We start from the raw sequence: 20,780 nt of genomic DNA on the forward strand, positions 1-20,780 counted from the left end.
GGATATCCACAGAATTAACAATCTTGTGGTGAGAGTTGCTCACATCAGTAAGTGCAAAGCACACCTATGTATATCAAGTGTTTGAACCGCTTATGCACACTGTGCACAACCTTGTGGATAATCTTAATAACAGACACGCTAAAATTCGTGATGATACAAAAGAAAGAAGCATAAGCCCAGCTTATGCTTCCAACATTTCTTCTTCGTTTTGCTCTCCATAATAATGGAACAAGTATTGATCTTTGGTGATGACATATAAGTCATAAACGTCTTCTAAACGGTTAATCCATGTTAGGACTTCCGGGTATGTGTCATTTCCAATGGCAACATAGGGTATTTTCAGTGCAGCTTTCATAGAACGGACGTTGGTCCGTCTGATCTTCATGAAAATAGCTTCGATATTCAATTGGAAGAATAACTCCTCGAAAAACGCTTCTTTTGCCATTTTATTGTACCCTTTTCCGAAATATGGCTGACCGATCCATGTAGCTAAAAAGCCTTTGCCGTCCTGCATATCGAACAGGTTGATGGTTCCGATAGGTTGTGCCCACTCATCAAGGATGGTACGTGAGATCAATTCCCCCCGATCTTCAGCTTCAATGGTTTGTTTGGTCAAAAAGTAGAATTCGTCACTGGAAGCTGCTTTGTGCCGGACGTATGGAAACACTTCAGGATGGCTCATCAACTCAAATAAAACCGGGGCGTCATGTAAATCACGCTTTTTTAGCATAAAAAATCCCTCCTTGAATGAGGAGGGTGGTCCGAACGCATAGGAAATAGGCGTTCACTGGCCGGTTCGTACCACCCTCGAATTTTTATCAATTGCTCACAAAAATTCGGGGTGGGAATCGAACCCACTAGAACCAGTGTATAACTGGTGGCGCACCATTTGCCTTCCCTACACCAAAAGCTTATAAAATATCATCTAAACTTATAATAATCCACTCCGTTAAAAAAGTGAATAAAAACTTTGTAAAATGGACGTGGATATTTTTACAAATATTTAAAGTTTTTCTTGATTTGTTAAGACAGTAAACACTGCTAATCTCTCTGAATAAGTAGATGCCTCATCATCATAAGGTCCTGTGCAAGTGATAAGATTCAATCCGTGTGAATTTGAGGGGCCGAATATTTCTCTGATCGGAGCATCCTTATAGGGATAGGACTTGATTTTTCTAACTTCAAACGTCAGTTTCATGTCACCATCATAAACATGGACTTCATCCCCTGGATTCAATTCTTTAAGGTCATAAAAAACGGCGGGACCGCTATTTCCATCCACATGACCGGCAATGACCGCATTTCCTTGATTGCCAGGCATTGTTCCTGGTTCAAACCATCCAACATCAGACAAGCTTCTCGGGACCGCCATACCGCCCTCTGGTGTGTAGCCTAGAGCTTGAACAGAGGCATCCACACTTATTGATGGGATTTCAATACGGTCCGGTGTGATGCCGTATTGTTCCGTAGAAGCTTGTACAGCAGGTGTATAGTTTTGTTTGATTGGCGCCTTCTCTAATTGATCGCTAACGATCGCTTCCTTTTCATATTCTACACCTTGGGTGCGTGTTGTTTCAGATGTAGAAAGAACCCTGGGTTCCTCTACAGGTTCTTCATTCAGCCATTGGTAACTGATGAAAAATACGAGGAGACCCAGGGTTAAAGGGAAAAGTTTTTTAACCATATTAGGCTTCTGAACGTTTACGTGTCAGCATAAAGCCAGCACCCATGGCTAGTACACCTAGTAGAGCTGCATACATCCATGCGTTAGATGCGGAGTCAGCTGTTCCACCGAAACCAGTGGCAGGCATCATTGTCGGCATAGCAGCAGAGTCTTGAAGAAGCAGTACTTCTGGATTATCTACTGTTCCTACAGCAAAAGCACTGTAAACTTTCCCAGCTTCAAGGTTTGTACCTGAAAGGTCAATCAACTGTGTTCCATCTGTTGTACGTACTTCAAGGTCGTAGGAACCTGGGTCAACTTCCATATAATCAGTAACCATTGGGAATTCAGCACCAGAGAAAAGAGCGTCTCCACCGATTGGACCTACATCAACGGCAGGCGCACCAGGAATGAAGTGACCGACACGGACTTTGGCCTTGCCTTCCGTTGCTTCCATAGAATCTTGGATGGCCTTTAATTGAATGTTTTCTAAGTTATCAATGGCTGCAGCTGTATAAGCCATGTCTGCTTCTACATTGACAGTTGTAGAAATAACAGGATCTTGTTCACCTTTTGTACCAGCTGCATAAATTTCTACCGTATGTTCTCCTGCCGGTACTTCCAAGTAATCGGTAGCCGCTTTGAATTCAGCTCCTTCAACTACAGCCTCATCATTCAAATAGACATCAACAGCAGGGGCGTCAGGAGATGCGTGTAAAACACGGAGCATGGCGTTCTTACCATGGTCGTCAGCCATAACAGAAGGTGCGAAGATTCCCAAAATCAAAACGACAGCAGCTAATGAAGAAAATAATTTTTTCATGTTCCCACTCCTTAAATTTTTTATATCCATTGCCGATTGCTTTAACGGCAATTTCTACTAGGTGGATCTTACAACGCGTTGTAAAACTCTTGTATAAGTTTTGTATATAAAGCATATACACCCTTTGTACAACTTTCAAACCTTTTGCTATGCTCAATGTGTTTTTTAGAGCATAAAAAACACCGGAAAATCCTTCCGGTGTTAGAGTGCTTCACTATTCTTGGAAATATACCATTTTCCCGTCAATCATTGTCCATATCGGTTTGGACAGATACTCAAATGGATGTCCGCTCCACAACACGAGGTCTGCGTCTTTCCCTTTTTCAATCGAACCCACCCGGTCATCGACACCAAGGTTCTTAGCAGGAGTGATGGTGATGCCTCGAAGTGCGTCTTCGATGTCCAGACCTTCTCTTGCAGCGAGTGCAGCGCATATATTCAAGTATTGAATGGGTGTATAAGGGTGATCCGTCGTTATAGATACTCGGATCCCGTGATCATGAAGAATTTTGTATGTCTGCCATGTTTTATTCCTTAACTCGATTTTGGACGCCCTTGTAAAGGTTGGCCCAACAGATACTTGCAGTTCTCTGCCTGCAAGCTGATCGGCAATCAAATGGCCTTCTGTACAATGCTCAATTCTTAAATCAAGATCAAATTCATCAGCAAAACGCAAAGCTGTAATGATATCATCTGCTCTATGCGCATGGATTCTCACAGGAATCTCTTTGTTCAATGCCTGAAGGATCGGTTTTACGCGGAGGCCTGGTTCAGGATCTTTCATAGCTGCATAAAAGGTTTCCCTCAGCGTGCCCATGATGCCTAGTCGAGTAATGGAAGCATTTTTAGATTGGGAATGTATGCGTTTCGGGTTTTCTCCTAAAGCGAGTTTCAGGCCGGCTGTCTGTCTCAGGATCATATGGTTGATCGTATGTCCCACTGTTTTGATCACAGAGGTTGTTCCACCAATCATATTCGCACTTCCGGGCATGATATGGGCTGTGGTAACGCCAGCTTTCCTCGCGTTAAAAAACGCAGGATCAAGGGGATGGGCCCCGTCGATCGCTCTGAGGTGGGGGGTCACCGCTTCAATCGTTTCATTTGCATCACTGCCAGCCCAACCTGTTCCCTCATCGTACAGGCCGAGATGGGTGTGGACATCAACGAATCCAGGGTATAAATCCAGCCCTTTGCCATCGATGAATTCTGCTTGCTCCGGAAAATCAATCGTTTCCCCATAATCCTGTATTTTCCCATCCATTACATGGACATAACCATTTTTGATAGAAGGGGATGTAATGGGATGGATATTGACATTTTTTATAACCGTGTTCATAGACATACAGCCTTTCCTTTCGATATACAATTATTATACTTCAAAAAAACAAGCGGGATAACAAAAATGAGCAAAGATCATCTTTGCTCATGAAGGATTTATTTTAAAATAGATGAAAGGGCAGGTTGTAGTTCCGGGTAATGAAACGTGTAACCAGAAGCCATCGCTTTTTTAGGGATGACACATTGTCCGTCTAAAAGAAGTGTACTCATATCCCCGAGTGCAGCTTTCAGTGCAAAGGCAGGAGCTGGGATCCAGTGGGGGCGGTTCAATACCTCACCAAGGGTTTGACCAAAGTCTTTGTTCCTTTTTGGGTTGGGAGCCGTTCCGTTTAAGGGTCCGTGGATCTCGTTATTTTCAAGAGCAAAAAGAACAAGTCCAACCACATCATCGATATGGACCCATGACATCCATTGCTCACCTGAACCTAAATTCCCCCCGATCATCATTTTATAAGGAAGAATCATTTTTGGAAGTGCTCCTTGTTCCCCTAAAATAATGCCGAAGCGGACGTAGACCGTACGAATCCCTTTTTCGGCTGCTTGTGAAGCGCGCGCCTCCCACTCCTCCACAACATTAGCAAGAAAATCATTTCCGGGTTCCGTCGTTTCTTCTGTGAAGGTTTTCGTTTTTGACTGGCCATAATACCCTACAGCAGAAGCGTTGACGAGCACATCCGGCTTTTCAGGGAGTTCATCAATCAAGTCCAATACGCCTTCTGTTGACTTGATGCGGCTTTCCAAGATTGACTGCTTGCGTTCCTCTGTCCAGCGTCCACTGTTCAATGATTCCCCTGCCAAGTTTACGATGGCATCGAGAACAGGGAGCTCTTGCTCCGGGTGGAATTCCTCTTTCAACCAACCAACATAAGTCACTTGGTCTGTGTCTTTGTACTTCTTAGGACTCCGTGTCAATATGTACACGTCATGCCCTTCTTGAACGAGCTTCTCTTTTAATACAGTACCAACAAATCCGGTACCACCTGTGATGGCGATCTTCATGTTCATTCCTCCTGTCCATGTGAGGTTGTTAATAGTTTACTCCATTTGGCTCGGCTTGACGATACGAAAGCCGGAATACATGATAAAATATAGGTAGAGAGGTGAAACGGATGGCTAAACTTACGAAAATTACGACCCAGAAAAAGCATAAGAATCGATACAATATCTTCCTTGATAAAGGAAAGGGAGAAGAGTACGGGTTCAGTGTCGATGAAGACGTTCTCGTGAAATATCGTCTTCAGAAAAACATGGAACTTGACAATGCCCTGATCCAGGCATTGATTCAGACCGATACGCTTCATAAATCCTATACCCTTGCCATCAATTATTTAAGCTATCGCATGCGTTCAGAAAAAGAAATCCGTGATTATTTAAAAGATAAAGAGACGGACCCGGAGCATATAGAAGAAATCGTTTCACGGTTGAACAAGGAACGTTTGTTGGATGATCAAGAGTTTGCCAACTCCCTAGTAAGGACAAGGATTATGACATCCAGCAAAGGCCCACTTCTCTTAAAGAAAGAATTGTTAGAAAAAGGCGTCGCTGTCGTGAAAGCAGAAGAAGCCATTACACATTATTCTTTTGACAAGCAATATGAGAAGGCATTGAAATTCGCTGAAAAGAAAATGAAGAACGATGGCCGGAAATCTTACCGTCAGCAAATTCAGAATGTGCAGCAGACGCTCATGCAAAAGGGATTTCAGGGGGATGTTATTCAGGAAGTACTTGCGAACTTACCTGAAGATAAGGAAGAAGACACAGAGTGGGAAGCGGTCGTTTATCAAGGAGAAAAGCTGCTTCGTAAATTTCACTCCAAAGCGGAAGGGTACGAATTGAAACAGAAGATTAAAAGCGGATTATACAGAAAAGGGTTCACCTTTGATCTTATTGATCGTTTTATCGATGAGAATGTGGAGGAATAAAAAAGAACAAGCCGTCTGACTTAAACGTCAGCCGCTTGTTCTTTCTTACTTAGAAGTCCTTTTTTATCCAAGTCTTCAATCGCTTCATGCACATGATTGACGACTGAACCTGCCTTTTCCTTCACCCCATCATGTGCGGTGGACATGGCATAGCTATGAGGTGTCATTTCAAACATACTCAAATCATTGAAAGAATCACCAACACACGCGATTTCTTCGGGTTTAATCCCAAGCCCTTCAATCAACCGTCTGAGACCGGTTTGTTTGTTGATGGATTTAGGCATCATATCGACACAGGTTTCATGGGAGACGAAACTGTCGATCTCTTCCCCGAACATCTCTTTTATTCTTTCGGCAGCCTTCAGGATATCTTCTTCTTTTCCATGTAACGCAATTTTTGAAGAGGTAATCGTTTCGCCGACTTCCTCATTTAATTCAGGTTTAATGATGATGTCGTGGAACATCTGTTCAGAAATCATATCCACAAAAGGGTGCGACTCCTTGGTGAATGTTTCATCTGCGGTGGAAACGGTTTTGATCATCGGTTCTTTATCGATCGTCTGTATGATTCGTTGTGCCAGTTCTGACTCAAAGGTTTTTGCATGGATTTGTGTATCTTCATCGTTGAATACAAAAGCTCCATTTTGACTCACGCGGTGACCGTTCACACCTACACGTTTTAGAACCTCTACGATTTCATGGTCCATACGCCCGGAGGCGACAGCAAGAGGTGGTCCGTTATCGATCAGCTGCTTCAATGCATCAATATCTTCGTTTTTTATATAATGATCAACACCAAGAAGAGTACCATCAAGGTCTGTGACAAATAATTTGATCATCGTTTCAACTCCTTTCATGGAGGCGTGCTCCAACACTTAAATGATTGTACACGACGTAATCGCTTTCACACAAAGAGGAAAGCTTATTCTTTAGCATCCCACTTGTAAAAAAAACAAATCAAATATAGGATAGAAGTTATGAGATGACTGAAAACGCTTTTAGTGTAATTTAAGTGGGGGACCATTATGGAAAAGCAGATAAAGATAAAAAAAGTGCTCAATAATAATGTCGTCATTGCTTCCCACCCAACTTATGAAGAAGTGGTGTTAATTGGGAAGGGGATTGGTTTTAACCGGAAGAAAGGAGACGAAATATCTTCCGAGAATGCCGACAAGACATTTTTGCTTAGTAATGAACAGGAAAAAGAACAATATGTGAGTTTATTGCCGTACATCGATGAAAATTTGATTGACTTTATGAGTGATATCCTTCATCACGTAGAATCGAGGATGGGGCAGGAGCTCAACCAGCATATCCACGTAGCGCTCACCGATCACCTTGCCTTCGCCATCAATCGAGCAAAAAAAGACCTTCAATTTTCGAATCCTTTTTTACTTGAAATTGAATCCCTATATCCGAAAGAATATCAAATTGCGATGGAAGTCGTGACGATGATCTACGATAAAATGGGCATTCAGTTTCCGGAAGGGGAGGTAGGCTTCATTGCTCTTCATATTCACAGTGCGGTAACGGACAAGACATTGAGAGAACTGAACCGTCACAATCAGCTCATCACTCACCTTGTTCAGCTTGTAGAAGGTACGATGGAAGTTCAAATTGATAAAAAAAGTGTGGATTACCACAGGCTTGTCCAGCATTTACACCGGGCCATCGACCGTGTATATCAAGACGAACATGTGGGAGATGAAATTCGTTTAGCTAACATGTTGAAAGAAGAATATCCTGTGTGCTATAATTTAGCTTGGAAACTGATAAAAGTGATGCAAAAGCAACTGAATAAACCTGTAGATGAGTCGGAAGCGATCTATTTAACGATCCATTTACAGCGTTTAACCCATAAAACCTAAAACGTACGTGTTACTGACACGATCAGGCATGAGTACATGAAGGTGAAGTGGTTATCATAGGGATAGGACTATCCTTATGGAACCCACTTCCCTCGTGTGCTCATGCTTTTTTTATGTCCTGTACAAGAAAGGCAGAATGAGCTTTTATCCATAGTCGGCGTCCAAGGATGGGCGCTTATCGTTCCTTTCTTGTTGAAAACGTTTTATCTCTCTAAAGAGATTTTTTATGGGGAATTGGAGCTTGCGTTACAAAAAAAGGAGGAAAACACATTGTTTAAGAATGCTTTCGGCACATTGCAAAAAGTCGGTAAAGCTTTGATGACTCCTGTCGCACTTCTACCTGCGGCCGGTATTCTTCTTGCCTTTGGTACAAGCTTTGCACAAGACAATTTTGTAGATAAAGTGCCATTCTTCGGAACACCTTGGGTTCAAACATTACTACAAGTAATGGCTGAAGCCGGAGGAATTGTTTTTGCGAACTTACCATTACTCTTCGCTGTCGGTGTAGCCATCGGCTTGGCGAAAGGGGACGGGGTAGCAGGACTTGCTGCCATCATTGGTTACTTAATTATGAATGTGGTTATGGGGGTACTTGGAAATGTCGATGCCGACATGACCTCAGACCCGGCGTATGCTGAAGTTCTTGGTATACCAACGCTTCAAACGGGAGTGTTCGGTGGTATCATCGTTGGTATTTTGGCTGCTGCTCTGTATAACCGATTCTTTAATATTGAATTGCCACAGTTTCTCGGGTTCTTTGCCGGGAAGCGTTTCGTGCCAATCATCACCGCTTTTTCTTCCCTGTTCTTAGGGATCATCATGCTGTGGGTATGGCCGTTTGCACAATCAGGATTGAATGCTCTATCCCACTTAATGTTGGAAGGTAACCAAACGATATCTGCTTTCTTCTTTGGTTTGATTGAGCGTTCCTTGATTCCATTTGGACTGCACCACATTTTCTATTCACCTTTCTGGTTTGAATTTGGTTCTTACACCAATGCTGCTGGTGAGGTCATTCGTGGGGACCAGACGATTTTCTTCGAACAGTTGAGAGACGGAGTTGAATTCACTGCAGGAACATTCATGGTTGGTAAGTTCCCGTTCATGATGTTCGGTCTTCCAGCTGCAGCTCTTGCCATTTATCACACGGCAAAACCTGAGCGCAGAAAAGTAGTCGGAGGAATCATGGCTTCAGCAGCCTTGACTTCTTTCTTAACAGGAATCACAGAACCTATCGAGTTCTCTTTCCTATTCGTAGCTCCATTGTTGTTCGCGATTCACGCTGTATTTGCTGGTTTCTCTTTCATGATTATGGAGATTCTTGGAGTTAAAATTGGACAGACATTCTCTGGTGGTTTAATCGATTTCATTCTGTTCGGTGTTCTACCAAACCGTACCGACTGGTGGTGGGTCATCATCGTTGGTCTCGTATTCTCTGTGGTCTACTACTTTGGATTCCGTTGGGCGATCCTCAAGTTCAACTTGGCGACACCTGGACGTGAAGATGAAGCCGACGATGCAGAAGAGGATGGCGAAGTAGGCGATCTTCCATTTGAAATTCTAGAAGCAATGGGTGGACAAAAGAATATCGATCACCTGGATGCATGTATCACTCGACTACGTGTTTCTGTTAATGATAAAAACGAAGTGAACAAGAATCGATTGAAAAAACTTGGTGCTTCCGGTGTCATGGAAGTTGGAAACAACATTCAGGCGATCTTCGGCCCTGTTTCCGATACACTGCGTGGCCAAATGCAAGACATCATCGACGGTAAGACACCAAGATCTAGAGAAGATGCTTCTGAAATGAAGAACGACGAAAAAGCTGCAGAAGCTCCGGTTACTGAAGGGGAACTGGAATTTGTAAGTCCGATCAAAGGAAAGATTATGCCGATTACAGAAGTGCCGGATCAAGTGTTCTCTGGTAAAATGATGGGGGATGGCTTTGCAATTGAGCCGGAAGATGGTAATATAGTTTCACCGATTAACGGTAAAGTCCTGAACGTATTCCCTACTAAACATGCCATCGGGCTTGAAGCTGAAAATGGTATGGAAATCCTGATCCACATCGGAATCGATACGGTCGGATTGAAAGGGGAAGGATTTACAGCTAAGATCTCTGAAGGAGACGAAGTGAAACAAGGGCAGGCACTGATGGAAGTGGATCTGGATTTCGTAAAAGAAAATGCTCCATCTATCGTTACGCCGATTGTCTTTACGAACCTTCAAGAAGGCCAATCTGTAAACATCAAAGCATCAGGTCAAGTCAATCACAATGATCCAGATATCATTGAAATAAACGAATAAAGAGGAGAGTTTAACATGGCAGAACAAACAATGAAAATCACAGCAGCTGACGGCGTACACGCACGTCCAGCGACAGCACTTGTACAAGTAGCAGGAAAATACCAATCCGATGTGAACATCGAGTATAAAGGTAAATCTGTAAATATGAAGTCCATCATGGGCGTTATGTCCCTGGGAATTCCAAACGGTGCTGAAGTCACGTTCAAAGCAGAAGGTTCTGATGAAGCGGAAGCTGTTGAAGCTGTTGTAGCAAAAGCAAAAGAAGAAGGTCTTGGAGAGTAATCTCCTCGATTAATAAAAAAGGCTTGCCATTATGGCAAGCTTTTTTTATTGATAAAATTAGTGGGAGTGACTCTTTTTCTCAATTTAGCGGTCGATGAAAATTTCTTGTCGTCCGTCATCCTCTTCAAAGATTTGTTCAGCCACGACCTCAGGACCTTTTAGCTTTTCTGGATTTGCCACATGATCTGTTTCGTTCCAGAATGGGGTGTTCATTCCACCCATGTACACGGCTGTCGCTGTCAATGGAGCGTCTTCCCATTCTTTGTGTAAGCTTTCAGTGAATCCGCGTACAGCAAATTTACTTGCACAGTAAACACTCTCGTTCTTTTTCCCACGTAGGCCGGCAGTGGAGATGATGTTCAGCACACGACCTTCGGTAGCTTCCAACATTGGAGCGGCGAGTTGAGTGGTTAGAATGGTACCTTTTACGTTCGTGTTGAGGAGTTGATCAATATTCTTTTCAGTATAAGAAGAAAGCTCGCCAAAATGACCAAGGCCAGCGTTGTTAATCAATACATGTAAGGAATCGATTTGATTCACTGCTTCTCTGATTGATGATTGATCTGTCACATCACAGATGAGGACCTCAGCTTCTCCGCCTCTTTGTATGATCTCTTTTTGCGTTTCCTGTAAATGTTCAGCCGTTCTTCCTGATAGGAAAACTTTATAATCGTTCTTTGCGTACATTTGGGCAAGAGCACGTCCCAAGCCTGTTCCAGCCCCTGTAATCCAAACATTCTTCATTCTCATCTCTCCTTATGTGTATAGCTTTGTATTCATTGTGACCAAACCCTGCTAGAATGTAAAGAGAGCTTGTACGGAGGAGGTTACAACATGGAGAAAAGATACAGTGAATATACGCATGAAGAATTGCGCCTTGAAATCGCTGAGTTGACGGAAAAAGCTCAAAAGGCGGAACAATTAGGAATGGTCAACGAGTTTGCCGTTCACGAACGAAAAATCATTATGGCTAAATCCTATATGATGAACCCAAATGATTTTAAGGCAGGAGAAACCTATGAAATTGAAGGGGATCCTGGATATACGTTTTATATTGAATATATGAATGGTGTTTTTGCCTGGGGATACAGGAAAAATAACCAAGGTGAGAAAATAAGCGATGAACAAGAGGCTTTGCCGATTTCTATGTTAGGAAACAAAGTGGATGAAACCTAAAAAAAAAGCCGGGCACGCTTTAGACGTGCCCGGTATTTTTAGTTGCGTTTACGCATTTGGATCTCAGTGATTTGGTCTGCTTGCGTCTGTTCTGTTTCTCCATTCACACGACTGCTTAAATGTTTGATGCTGCGGTGTGAATAAATACCAGAGGCTTTTGATTTGAAATTACGTTTACCCATGGTAATTCCTCCCTACATCGTTAACGTCACGGTGTCTTGATCGAGCTGCTCTTTCTTGGGGTTTGCTATTGATCGTACCGTCTGGACGCTTTGCGAGATATTCGCTTTGGTCGTCCGGGGCGTGCGTCATTTTTACGTTAGGGAAGTTTTTTGCCTTATTACGCATCAGTCACCCTCCTCATGAGTCTCAATGAAGAGACAATATTAGTATGTACCTTCTTAAAGCCTGTATGTGTTACAATGGCAGTGTAAACATTGCCAAATATGGAGTGGTCACATGAATGAAATTTACCAGCGTTTAGCTGAAAAATTATATGAGAAGAATCCAGAGCTCACGATAGAGGAAGCGACAACATGGGTGGAACTTCTTTGGGAAGATTTTGAATCGACGCGAGCAAAAGCTGGTCATGATTACCAAGGGAAACAGGTAACTGAACAGATTGTCCTGCAGTGGATCCATCATTATGGCCCAAAACTGCATGAATTTGTCGCGACAAATCCAAAGTACAAAAAGATGCTGGAGAAGAAAGGGTATCTTCATTAATAACGCAGGATTTGAAAAGGAGCCTCTCATCTTGAGAGACTCCTTCTTTATTTTTTTATGCCTTTACATCGGGCTTACTTTGTTCTGCAGTTTTTCTTCTGTAAACACCCATCCTGTATAGGAATTGAGTATTTTCAGATTGTCCCCATGCTCATCATCAATTTGAGCTAAGGCTACAAAAGGATAACGTCCCCTTGAGCGATACCGAAGGTCGATGAACCTCACTTCTGTATACTCATCATAATAGCTCATTTCATACCTGTATACTGGAGAAAACGATAAGAAGGCTTTGATGTTATGATCGGTCAATGCTTTTTGAATAACGGGATCATCATAGTCAATCGGTTTATTAGTGAACGTATCAAGGATGGTTAAATGTCCGTTTTCGGCCCTCCCGACATAATAATGAGTGTCTGTAGTGATGGCAATCCTCCAAACATTCTGCTGAATAGTGGGGGAGGTGGCAATTTGTTTGACATCCTTGATGTTTTCATGAATCAGACGAACCAGTTCTCTTTTGTCAAAGTACCTTTTCAAATAATAAAGAGCGATGACAAAATATAAGATTAACCACAATGTTCCTGGGTTTGCACCTAAATTCCATGCGACGATGCCTGCGATATGCAGGGTGAAAATATAAGGATCGAATGTATTAATAAACCCATAAGCGACCCATCTTTTTGTTATGGGGCGATACGCCTGGGTGCCATAAGCATTAAAAACATCTACGAATACGTGTAAGATCACAGCAAGAAAAGTCCAAAGCCAGAGGTGCAGAAAGTCCACCTCAGGAGTGAACAAGTGAATGATGCTCGGAATACTGATCCCCCATAGAATCACAGCAGGAATGGAATGTGTGATGCCACGGTGGTGCCGGATATAGACCGCATTATTCCTTAATTTTAATATTGTATCTGAATCGGGCGCCTGTGAACCGATCATCGTTCCGATAAGAACCGCATTGAAAAGGTCTGGGTCTGCATTGACAACGGGATCTAATGTAGCCAGTCCCCCCAATGCGACGCCCATGACGACATGTGTGCCTGTATCCAAGTTCCATACCTCCTTTGGCGGATCGGACGTTTCAACAGTAGTTTATCACGAAGGGTGAAGAAAGATGAAAAGAACTGAAAGAGTGAATCACATTTTAAATAACTTCGACAAGGAATCCTATAAAAAGGATCTTATTCAATGGTTTAAACAAGAACAGAGGATTCTCCCATGGCGGGAAAATCAGGACCCTTACCGGGTGTGGGTATCAGAAATTATGCTCCAACAGACACGGGTTGATACGGTCATTCCCTATTTTAATCATTTTATGGATAAGTTCCCTACACCTAAAGCTCTAGCTGAGGCTGATGAACAGGAGGTCCTGAAAGCATGGGAGGGCCTAGGATACTATTCCCGTGCACGAAATTTGCAAAACGCAGTGAGAGAAGTTGTATCTGAATACGGGGGGATCGTTCCAGCTAATCCTGAAGAGTTAGGTCAGCTCAAAGGCGTGGGTCCTTACACACGAGGAGCTGTTTTGAGTATCGCTTATGATATTCCGGAACCTGCTGTGGATGGGAATGTCATGAGGGTGTTATCAAGAATTCTTCGAGTCGAAGATGATATTAGCAAACAAAGCACGAGGAAGCTTTTTGAAGAGCTTGTGAAGCAGATAATATCGGAAGAGGATCCTTCTTCATTTAACCAGGGATTGATGGAACTTGGAGCACTTATCTGCACACCTAAAACCCCTTCCTGTATGCTATGTCCAGTACAAGACCACTGTAGAGCCTTTGATGAAGGAGTAGAAACAGAGCTGCCTGTTAAGGCGTCTAAAAAGAAACAAAAGAAATCTCCTTATTTACTGCTTCTCGTGCAAAATGAGAAAGGGGAAGTGCTCATCGAGCAAAGACCGAACACAGGTCTGCTGGCTTCCTTGTGGCAGTTTCCAATGGTTCCTCTTGAAGATGTAGGCCATGAAGCGGTGAGGAATTGGTTTTATGGTGAATATGGACTGAAGGTGGAAGTAGGGGAGTCAGTCGATCGCATCAGGCATGTCTTTTCTCATTTAATTTGGGAAATGGAAGTCATCAAGGTTACTGTCCAAGAAGGAACCCTTGACCATGAGCGGGCAATCTTTGTTGCACCTGAAGACATGGAAGACTATCCATTTCCGGTGTCCCACCAAAAAGCTCACCCTTATATTAATCGATGACAGGATGAGTGCCGCTGGTCCAAGTAGCTTCTTGCTGCTCCAAGCCCCCGCGGCGCTTTATTTCCTCATTGATTTCACGTAAAAGGGTTATTCCTTCAGCATTCAAATATGGAGAGGATTGGGAAAGAGCATAGTGAAAATAACCGAGTTCTTTCTCTTGCCATTCTTGCTTTGGTTCCATAGTTAGAGCGGACAAATCTCGTCCCACATACATAGAGAGACCCTCCTTCGGTATTAATTTATGTAAAAAAATTGATGTCATACATAATAAAAGTCCTGCAAACCGCTATGTAACAAACCTGTAAAGTAATTGTAACGAAACAAGTTCATCCCCTATATGACAGGGCTTGTGGGCAAATGTTGATATTTGTAGAAGTTTTGGAGTATTTACAAATTGTTGGCATTTGTGAATAATAGGACTTAGGTTATTTGACCAAACAATTTAAACAATTATTACATAGGGGAGAGTAAACATATAATGAATAAAAAGAAATTGGTAACGGCTGTCAGTGGAGCTTTGATTGGGGCATCTTTGTGGGGAACTTCTGTTTTTGCTGATGAATTGCATAAAGTGAAATCTGGGGATTCACTTTGGAAATTGAGTTATCAATATGACGGGTCTATTTCAGAAATCAAATCTTGGAATGATCTTAGTTCGAATACGATCTATGTCGGTCAGTCTTTGATTGTTGAAAAAGATTCATCAGCTGCATCTCAATCCAGTTCATCATCATCTTCAAGCTCTAACGGTACATATACTGTAAAGTCTGGAGATTCCTTATGGCTAATCGCTAATCGTCACGGTATGTCTGTTTCTAAACTGAAGAGTCTTAACAATTTGTCTGGTAACACTATTCACCCTGGTCAAAAGCTTTCGGTTTCAGGAAGTGCATCAAGCTCTAGCAGCAATACTAGTTCTTCAAGTAGCAGTAGTTCCAGTTCTTCCCAATCCACAAGCACGTACACAGTGCAAAGTGGAGATTCCTTGTGGTTAATTGCGAACAATCATGGAACTTCTGTTTCAAACCTAAAGAGTCTTAATGGTCTTTCTGGGAATGTCATTCATGTAGGTCAGAAGTTGAAAGTGACTGGAGAACCTGCATCATCCGGATCTTCTTCTGATTCATCATCAGGTTCTAGTCATACTTCTACCACGAATACATCATCTTCAAACTCAGGATTTGTAGATGGATTAATTCAAGAAGCTAAAAAGCATATTGGTACCCCGTATCAGTGGGCAGGTACTTCTCCTGCAGGATTCGATTGCAGTGGTTTCCTTCATTATGTTTATGAACAGGAAGGTGTCAACATCCCTCGTACGGTCGCGTCAATCTATGCGGATAGCAGAATGGATTCTGTAAGTGGTTCAAACCGTCAAGTCGGGGACCTTGTCTTCTTTGAAACTTACAAGCCGGGCGCATCCCATGCCGGAATTTATGTAGGGAACAACAAATTCATTCACACTGGATCTACAAATGGTGTTGAAATTAGTTCCTTGTCCAGTAACTACTGGAGCCAACGTTATATCGGAACGAAAAGATTATCTCATTAATCCTTATATCCGCTCCTTAACCAAGGAGCGGTATTTTTTATATAAAAATTTTTGTTTTTTTCGAATGAAACGACCACCTCCTGTACACAATAATTTTTGCGGAGGTGATAAACATGGCTAAGCAACCGAAACAAAACAAAACAGCAGCTGGTACAGACGTTAACCACGTGAAACAACAAAACCAACAAGCTGCACAAGGGAAATCCCAGTACGGAGCTGAATTTGCTCAACAAACTGATCCTCAGCACGTACAGCAGCAGAACCAAAAATCTCAGGCTAAGAAAAAGTAACCTGAGTCGTTGGTAGGTTGGCCAGGCTGTTTTTTAGCCTGTATCAATCCCCCGATTGAAGAAGTCGCCCCCTAAGCGGGCGGCTTCTTTTATTTACATATCTTTATTATCCTCATTCAACTATATGGCAGGATACTTGAAGAATCGATTTCGAGACTTTTGTTGAGTGGATGGGGCTGCGGCGAATAGCTCGCTTTCCGCGGGAGCGCGGTGAGCCTCCTCGGACTGCGTCCTGTGGGGTCTCACCAAGCACTTTTTTCCCGCAGGAGTCTCGCCATTCCCCTCCGCCCCTTTGCTATGGGAGATTATCGAAATCACTTCTGAAAAAATCAGCTTGTATAATTGAATAAAGGTGAGAATATTAACCTCCCGGCGTCGGGTACTCAGGACCTGAAAACTCGATCCATAGCGCTTCATTCCTGCGTAGGAGGGAAGAGTGTCACTTACTACATTGGTGTTAGGCATAATGATCTCTATACCATGCTTCGTATTCAGAATAGTGTCCATGGAAGTTAACATCCTCCACTCATTGTAGGTAAAGCAGCTCATCAGGTGAGTAGTTTCGAGATCCTCTTATGGTCAAGGGGCGGAGGGAAACGGTGAGACTCCTATGGGACGTGTGGGACAGGTGAGACCCCGGAAGGCGTAGCCTGAGGAGGCTCACCGCCCGCCCCATGGAAAGCGAACCTTTTCCCGGAGCCCTTAGAACCTCTCACAAACATCTCGAAACTGAGTTTTCAAGAATAGGGAGCTGCTATGGATTAGAGGGAGAGGTTTGGTTCGATACGCTTGTATTTGGTGCAATTATTTTCAATCCACTTCATTTGTCGTTATAATAGGTAGAAGTGATATGGAATAGAAAGGGAAGGGGGGATTGTATGCCCGGCCCAGAAGCAGGTAAACGGATAGAAATCCAGAGTTATAAGCACAATGGGCAGTTACACCGAGTTTGGAACAGTACCACAATATTAAAAGGGACAAGACATGTGATCATCGGGGCTAATGACCGTACGGAAGTAACAGAAAGCGATGGCAGAAGGTGGATTACCAGGGAACCGGCCATTTGTTATTTTCATTCCAAGTATTGGTTTAACATTATCGGTATGTTGAGAAATGATGGCGTCTATTATTACTGCAATATTAGTTCTCCCTTCGTTTATGAAGAGGAAACGATCAAATATATTGATTATGACCTGGACGTGAAAATTTTCCCGGATATGACATATAAAATACTCGATGAAGATGAATATGAAATTCACAAAAAAAGGATGAACTATCCTCACGTACTGGATCGCATCCTCTATAACAACATCGATATTTTAATCAGGTGGATCCGCCAACGGAAAGGACCGTTCTCCCCGGAATTCATCGATCAGTGGTATGAAAGGTATTTAACGTATAGATAACGACTGTTTGCGCACTTATAAAAAGTGCGCTTCATTGTTGTTTGAAAGGTTTAGAAAGAAGGTGTTGTTTTGGACAGTATAAAAAGGTATTTACGATTTGTGCAGCCCTACAAAGGAAAAATCATTCTTACTGTACTTATTGGAATCGTTAAATTCTCTATCCCTTTGTTGATGCCGCTCATTATTAAATATGTAATTGATGATATCATCAATGCAGAGGACATGACCCAGGCGGAAAGATTGGATCAACTGCTTCTCATTTTAGGAGGTGCTTTTCTTGTTTTTCTCATCTTGCGTCCGCCCATTGAATACATCAGGCAATACATGGCGCAATGGATTGGAAGTAACATCTTATATGATATTAGAGAGAAGCTTTTCGACCATATCCAGCGGTTGAGTCTACGTTTTTATTCGAAAACGAAAACAGGCGAAATCATTTCCCGCGTCATTCATGATGTGGAGCAGACGAAAACGTTTGTCATCACGGGGCTTATGAATATATGGCTGGACATGATTACCATCATCATTGCGATTGTTATCATGTTGACCATGGATCCGTGGCTCACGTTGGTATCGATTGCTTTGTTTCCTTTTTACGGCTTTGCGGTCAAATTTTTCTATGCAAGGTTACGAAAGCTTACCAGAGATCGCTCACAGGCTCTTGCAGAAGTTCAGGGCCATTTGCATGAACGGGTCCAAGGGGTTCCTGTAACGAGGAGTTTCGCTCTTGAGACTCATGAACAAGAACAGTTTGATGTGAAGAATAAGAACTTCCTTGATAAAGCGATCACTCATACAAACTGGAATGCCTACACCTATTCCGTGACGAATACGATTACGGATCTTGCTCCATTATTAGTCATTGCCTTCGCGGGTTATCAAGTCATCACAGGTTCCCTGACTGTTGGTACGATGGTTGCTTTTGTCGGGTATATGGATCGGGTGTATAGTCCGCTTCGTCGCCTTGTCAATTCAGCGACCGTCCTTACACAATCCATAGCTTCTATGGATCGGGTTTTTGAATTTGTGGATGAAAAATACGATATCGTCGATAAACCTGATGCAAAGAAAATGGAACATGTAAGAGGGGATGTCAAAGTAGAGGATGTCTCCTTTAGGTATGATGAGGACGATCCACTCGTCCTTAAAAATGTCAATCTGGACATCAAACAAGGAGAGACCATCGCTTTTGTAGGGATGAGTGGGGGAGGAAAGTCGACTCTGATCAGTTTAATCCCTCGGTTCTACGATGTCACTGATGGGCGAATTTCTATTGATGGAACAGATATTAGAGATTTTGAAGCGCGATCCCTCAGGGACAACATCGGGATGGTCCTTCAGGATAATATCCTCTTCAGTGAGTCCATTGAGATGAATATACGAATGGGAAATCCAGATGCCACGGATGAACAGGTGGTCGAGGCTGCCAAAGCAGCTAATGCTCATGATTTCATTATGGACCTTCCAAATGGCTATGATACGCTGGTTGGTGAACGGGGTGTGAAATTGTCTGGTGGTCAAAAACAAAGGGTCGCTATCGCCCGGGTTTTCTTGAAAAACCCGCCGTTACTTGTCTTGGATGAAGCAACGTCTGCTCTTGATTTGGAAAGTGAGAACCTTATCCAAAATGCGCTTGAACGTTTAGCTTCTGAGCGGACAACATTTATCGTGGCCCATAGACTCTCTACCATCACCCACGCGGACCGTATTGTTCACATTGAAAACGGTGAAATCGTAGAAGTCGGTTCTCATCAGGAGTTAATGAAGAAACAAGGCCATTATTATGACCTGTACCAAGTGCAGGAGCTGGATGATCACAAACAAGAATATATGGGAACGTAATCTAAAGCTCAAGGTTCAAACACCATGGACCTTGAGCTTTTGTATGTAAAAGGACCGGGGACATTATGGATTACGTTGGAAACATCTCACATGGAGATCCAAACGGACATCCAAATAGAAAAGCCGAGCATGCTAGGCATGCTCGGCTTTTGATATTCATTTATCTGATGTTTTAATAAAGTCATCCTGATGGTGGGCCTGGTAACTTTTCAATAACTTTTTGAGTCGCTCCAGCTGATAATGGTACTCCATCAATTGGGAGGCAAGTGGAAGGAATACGAGTTTGTCTGGATTGTTGGTTTTCTCATAAACGCTCATCAGGCGTTCGACAAGCAAAGGAATGTCAGGCTCTTCAATTCGCCTCAATGACTGTTTATGCGTATGTTTGATACGGCCTTTAAGACTAAGAATCAATTTTTCATGTGCATTGATCAATTTATCAAGTTCCTGTACGACGGCATCTTGAAACGGTTCTGGAATCTGTTCAATTTTATGTTCCAGTCGGTAAAAAGCTTTCAGGACATCAAAAGATTTTTTGGTCGTCGTAATCAATTGACGGAAGAGTACCATTTTTCTTCCCTTAGAGAAGTGACTTCCTTTAAAATAGGTTCTTTCTTCTGTATAGAGAAGATAGGTATGGTCAACCCAACGCATATCGTCCTGAATTCTTGTAATTTCATATTTGAGGGCGGGTTCATCGGACAAGTTTCTTGTCGTCACCCTCAACCATTGCAGAATATCATTGGTTGCACGGTCGATTTTGGTAAATAGTCGTGTTTCATATCGCGGTGGAAGAAAAACGAGATTGACGATAAATGCAGCCAAAATACCGAGCAACATGGAAGACAACCTAGAACCGGCGAAGTATAAAAAGGTCTGATCCGTCGAGTCCATCAAGGCGATGACAGCGACAACAGCTAGAGCAATCGTATTTTCGTTCATTTTTAGTGTCGTAGTCAATCCGATGACAAGGATGATGGCGAACCCTACGATAAACGGGTCGTTGCCGAGCGTAAAGACGGCCATAATGGCGATCAGTGCCCCAATTATGTTGCCTTGTACTTGTTCGATGATGGATTGATAAGATCGATAAATGGAAGGTTGAATGGAAAAAACGACAGCGATTGCTGCAAGTAGGGGAGAGACGAAACCGATCAATTGACCAATATAAAGGGCAATCCCTACAGCTAATCCTGTCTTCATCATTCGTGCGCCTAATTTCATGGAAGACATCATCCTTTAAACATAGAATAGCTTAGTAACTGAAAGTCATTGTGAAAGACTTTCAACTTGTAAAGTTGGATGCTCCCATTATACATCATTTCACATGAGTGAGAACAAAAGAAAAAGCTTATGCGTCATCCGCATAAGCCAAAGGG

General features: G+C 42.7%; 23 protein-coding genes. 11 read left to right on the plus strand and 12 right to left on the minus strand.

The genetic code is table 11. The features are described 5' to 3' along the window. Positions 1–181 precede the first annotated feature (181 nt). The 5 genes from ACXACN_RS19540 to ACXACN_RS19560 all read right to left on the minus strand — a co-directional run bounded on the left by ACXACN_RS19540 (position 182) and on the right by ACXACN_RS19560 (position 4,823). Positions 182–730 (minus strand): GNAT family N-acetyltransferase, encoded by a 549-nt coding sequence (locus ACXACN_RS19540; protein WP_474966730.1) that lies wholly within the window; start codon positions 728–730, stop codon positions 182–184. Between the two features lie 273 nt (positions 731–1,003). After that, a complete protein-coding gene (locus ACXACN_RS19545) occupies positions 1,004–1,684 on the minus strand; it encodes a class F sortase (RefSeq protein WP_474966732.1) in 681 nt (226 codons plus the stop codon). A gap of 1 nt (position 1,685) precedes the next feature. After that, positions 1,686–2,486 carry a DUF4397 domain-containing protein gene (locus ACXACN_RS19550; protein WP_474966734.1) on the minus strand — a complete coding sequence of 267 codons (801 nt, stop codon included), beginning with the start codon at positions 2,484–2,486 and terminating at the stop codon, positions 1,686–1,688. Between the two features lie 214 nt (positions 2,487–2,700). Next, positions 2,701–3,828 carry an amidohydrolase gene (locus tag ACXACN_RS19555; RefSeq protein ID WP_474966735.1) on the minus strand — a complete coding sequence of 376 codons (1,128 nt, stop codon included), beginning with the start codon at positions 3,826–3,828 and terminating at the stop codon, positions 2,701–2,703. Positions 3,829–3,920: 92 nt separating this feature from the next. After that, positions 3,921–4,823 carry a TIGR01777 family oxidoreductase gene (locus ACXACN_RS19560; protein ID WP_474966737.1) on the minus strand — a complete coding sequence of 301 codons (903 nt, stop codon included), beginning with the start codon at positions 4,821–4,823 and terminating at the stop codon, positions 3,921–3,923. 110 nt (positions 4,824–4,933) lie between these two features. Between ACXACN_RS19560 and recX the strand changes: the two genes are divergently transcribed. Beyond that, complete coding sequence (gene recX / locus ACXACN_RS19565; protein ID WP_474966739.1) at positions 4,934–5,746, plus strand: recombination regulator RecX; 813 nt, start codon at positions 4,934–4,936, stop codon at positions 5,744–5,746. Between the two features lie 20 nt (positions 5,747–5,766). Here the strand turns inward: recX and ACXACN_RS19570 are convergent, their stop codons facing one another. Further along, positions 5,767–6,585, minus strand: coding sequence for an HAD family hydrolase (locus ACXACN_RS19570; protein WP_474966741.1), 819 nt, complete (start codon positions 6,583–6,585; stop codon positions 5,767–5,769). Positions 6,586–6,771: 186 nt separating this feature from the next. Between ACXACN_RS19570 and glcT the strand changes: the two genes are divergently transcribed. From glcT to ACXACN_RS19585, 3 genes are all read left to right on the plus strand, one after another. After that, complete coding sequence (gene glcT / locus ACXACN_RS19575) at positions 6,772–7,614, plus strand: glucose PTS transporter transcription antiterminator GlcT (protein WP_474966743.1); 843 nt, start codon at positions 6,772–6,774, stop codon at positions 7,612–7,614. 318 nt (positions 7,615–7,932) lie between these two features. Next, a complete protein-coding gene (ptsG, locus tag ACXACN_RS19580; RefSeq protein ID WP_474966927.1) occupies positions 7,933–9,921 on the plus strand; it encodes a glucose-specific PTS transporter subunit IIBC in 1,989 nt (662 codons plus the stop codon). Between the two features lie 15 nt (positions 9,922–9,936). Beyond that, on the plus strand, positions 9,937–10,203 hold the full coding sequence (locus ACXACN_RS19585) for a phosphocarrier protein HPr (protein ID WP_089653809.1): 267 nt from the start codon (positions 9,937–9,939) through the stop codon (positions 10,201–10,203). Positions 10,204–10,287: 84 nt separating this feature from the next. On the opposite strand, the gene ACXACN_RS19590 is transcribed toward ACXACN_RS19585, so the two are convergent. Then, on the minus strand, positions 10,288–10,947 hold the full coding sequence (locus ACXACN_RS19590) for an SDR family NAD(P)-dependent oxidoreductase (protein ID WP_474966745.1): 660 nt from the start codon (positions 10,945–10,947) through the stop codon (positions 10,288–10,290). A 90-nt stretch (positions 10,948–11,037) separates the two neighbouring features. Between ACXACN_RS19590 and ACXACN_RS19595 the strand changes: the two genes are divergently transcribed. Further along, entirely contained in the window at positions 11,038–11,379 is a 342-nt protein-coding gene (locus tag ACXACN_RS19595) for a YfhH family protein (RefSeq protein ID WP_474966747.1), read from the plus strand. 38 nt (positions 11,380–11,417) lie between these two features. On the opposite strand, the gene ACXACN_RS19600 is transcribed toward ACXACN_RS19595, so the two are convergent. Both ACXACN_RS19600 and sspK read right to left on the minus strand, forming a co-directional pair. Continuing rightward, positions 11,418–11,561 carry a YpzG family protein gene (locus ACXACN_RS19600; protein ID WP_474966749.1) on the minus strand — a complete coding sequence of 48 codons (144 nt, stop codon included), beginning with the start codon at positions 11,559–11,561 and terminating at the stop codon, positions 11,418–11,420. Then, entirely contained in the window at positions 11,554–11,727 is a 174-nt protein-coding gene (sspK, locus tag ACXACN_RS19605; RefSeq protein ID WP_089653803.1) for a small acid-soluble spore protein K, read from the minus strand. The genes ACXACN_RS19600 and sspK overlap by 8 nt, the downstream gene beginning before the upstream one ends. A gap of 111 nt (positions 11,728–11,838) precedes the next feature. On the opposite strand from sspK, the gene ACXACN_RS19610 reads away from it, so the two are divergent. Continuing rightward, on the plus strand, positions 11,839–12,105 hold the full coding sequence (locus ACXACN_RS19610; RefSeq protein WP_474966751.1) for a YfhJ family protein: 267 nt from the start codon (positions 11,839–11,841) through the stop codon (positions 12,103–12,105). A gap of 63 nt (positions 12,106–12,168) precedes the next feature. Here the strand turns inward: ACXACN_RS19610 and ACXACN_RS19615 are convergent, their stop codons facing one another. Beyond that, a complete protein-coding gene (locus ACXACN_RS19615) occupies positions 12,169–13,158 on the minus strand; it encodes a metal-dependent hydrolase (protein ID WP_474966752.1) in 990 nt (329 codons plus the stop codon). A 64-nt stretch (positions 13,159–13,222) separates the two neighbouring features. Here ACXACN_RS19615 and mutY point away from each other — a divergent pair, with 64 nt between their 5' ends. After that, the gene (gene mutY / locus ACXACN_RS19620; protein WP_474966753.1) at positions 13,223–14,311 is read left to right on the plus strand and encodes an A/G-specific adenine glycosylase; all 1,089 of its coding nucleotides are present in this window, start codon (positions 13,223–13,225) and stop codon (positions 14,309–14,311) included. On the opposite strand, the gene ACXACN_RS19625 is transcribed toward mutY, so the two are convergent. Next, positions 14,301–14,525, minus strand: coding sequence for a cytosolic protein (locus ACXACN_RS19625; RefSeq protein ID WP_474966755.1), 225 nt, complete (start codon positions 14,523–14,525; stop codon positions 14,301–14,303). The two genes, mutY and ACXACN_RS19625, sit on opposite strands and share 11 nt — an antisense overlap. 264 nt (positions 14,526–14,789) lie before the next feature. Here ACXACN_RS19625 and ACXACN_RS19630 point away from each other — a divergent pair, with 264 nt between their 5' ends. The 4 genes from ACXACN_RS19630 (at position 14,790) to ACXACN_RS19645 (ending at position 19,401) form a co-directional block, all read left to right on the plus strand. After that, the gene (locus tag ACXACN_RS19630; RefSeq protein WP_474966757.1) at positions 14,790–15,863 is read left to right on the plus strand and encodes a C40 family peptidase; all 1,074 of its coding nucleotides are present in this window, start codon (positions 14,790–14,792) and stop codon (positions 15,861–15,863) included. Between the two features lie 113 nt (positions 15,864–15,976). Continuing rightward, the gene (locus ACXACN_RS19635; RefSeq protein ID WP_146818761.1) at positions 15,977–16,153 is read left to right on the plus strand and encodes a gamma-type small acid-soluble spore protein; all 177 of its coding nucleotides are present in this window, start codon (positions 15,977–15,979) and stop codon (positions 16,151–16,153) included. Positions 16,154–17,031: 878 nt separating this feature from the next. Then, positions 17,032–17,559, plus strand: a complete 528-nt coding sequence (ntdP, locus tag ACXACN_RS19640) for a nucleoside tri-diphosphate phosphatase (RefSeq protein WP_474966758.1) — start codon at positions 17,032–17,034, stop codon at positions 17,557–17,559. Positions 17,560–17,628: 69 nt separating this feature from the next. Continuing rightward, positions 17,629–19,401 (plus strand): ABC transporter ATP-binding protein, encoded by a 1,773-nt coding sequence (locus ACXACN_RS19645; protein WP_474966759.1) that lies wholly within the window; start codon positions 17,629–17,631, stop codon positions 19,399–19,401. A 156-nt stretch (positions 19,402–19,557) separates the two neighbouring features. On the opposite strand, the gene ACXACN_RS19650 is transcribed toward ACXACN_RS19645, so the two are convergent. After that, positions 19,558–20,625: an FUSC family protein gene (locus ACXACN_RS19650; protein WP_474966761.1), complete on the minus strand. Its 1,068-nt coding sequence runs from the start codon at positions 20,623–20,625 to the stop codon at positions 19,558–19,560. Positions 20,626–20,780 lie beyond the last annotated feature (155 nt).

It is taken from the genome of Halobacillus sp. AWM4_238 (genome assembly GCF_056158265.1).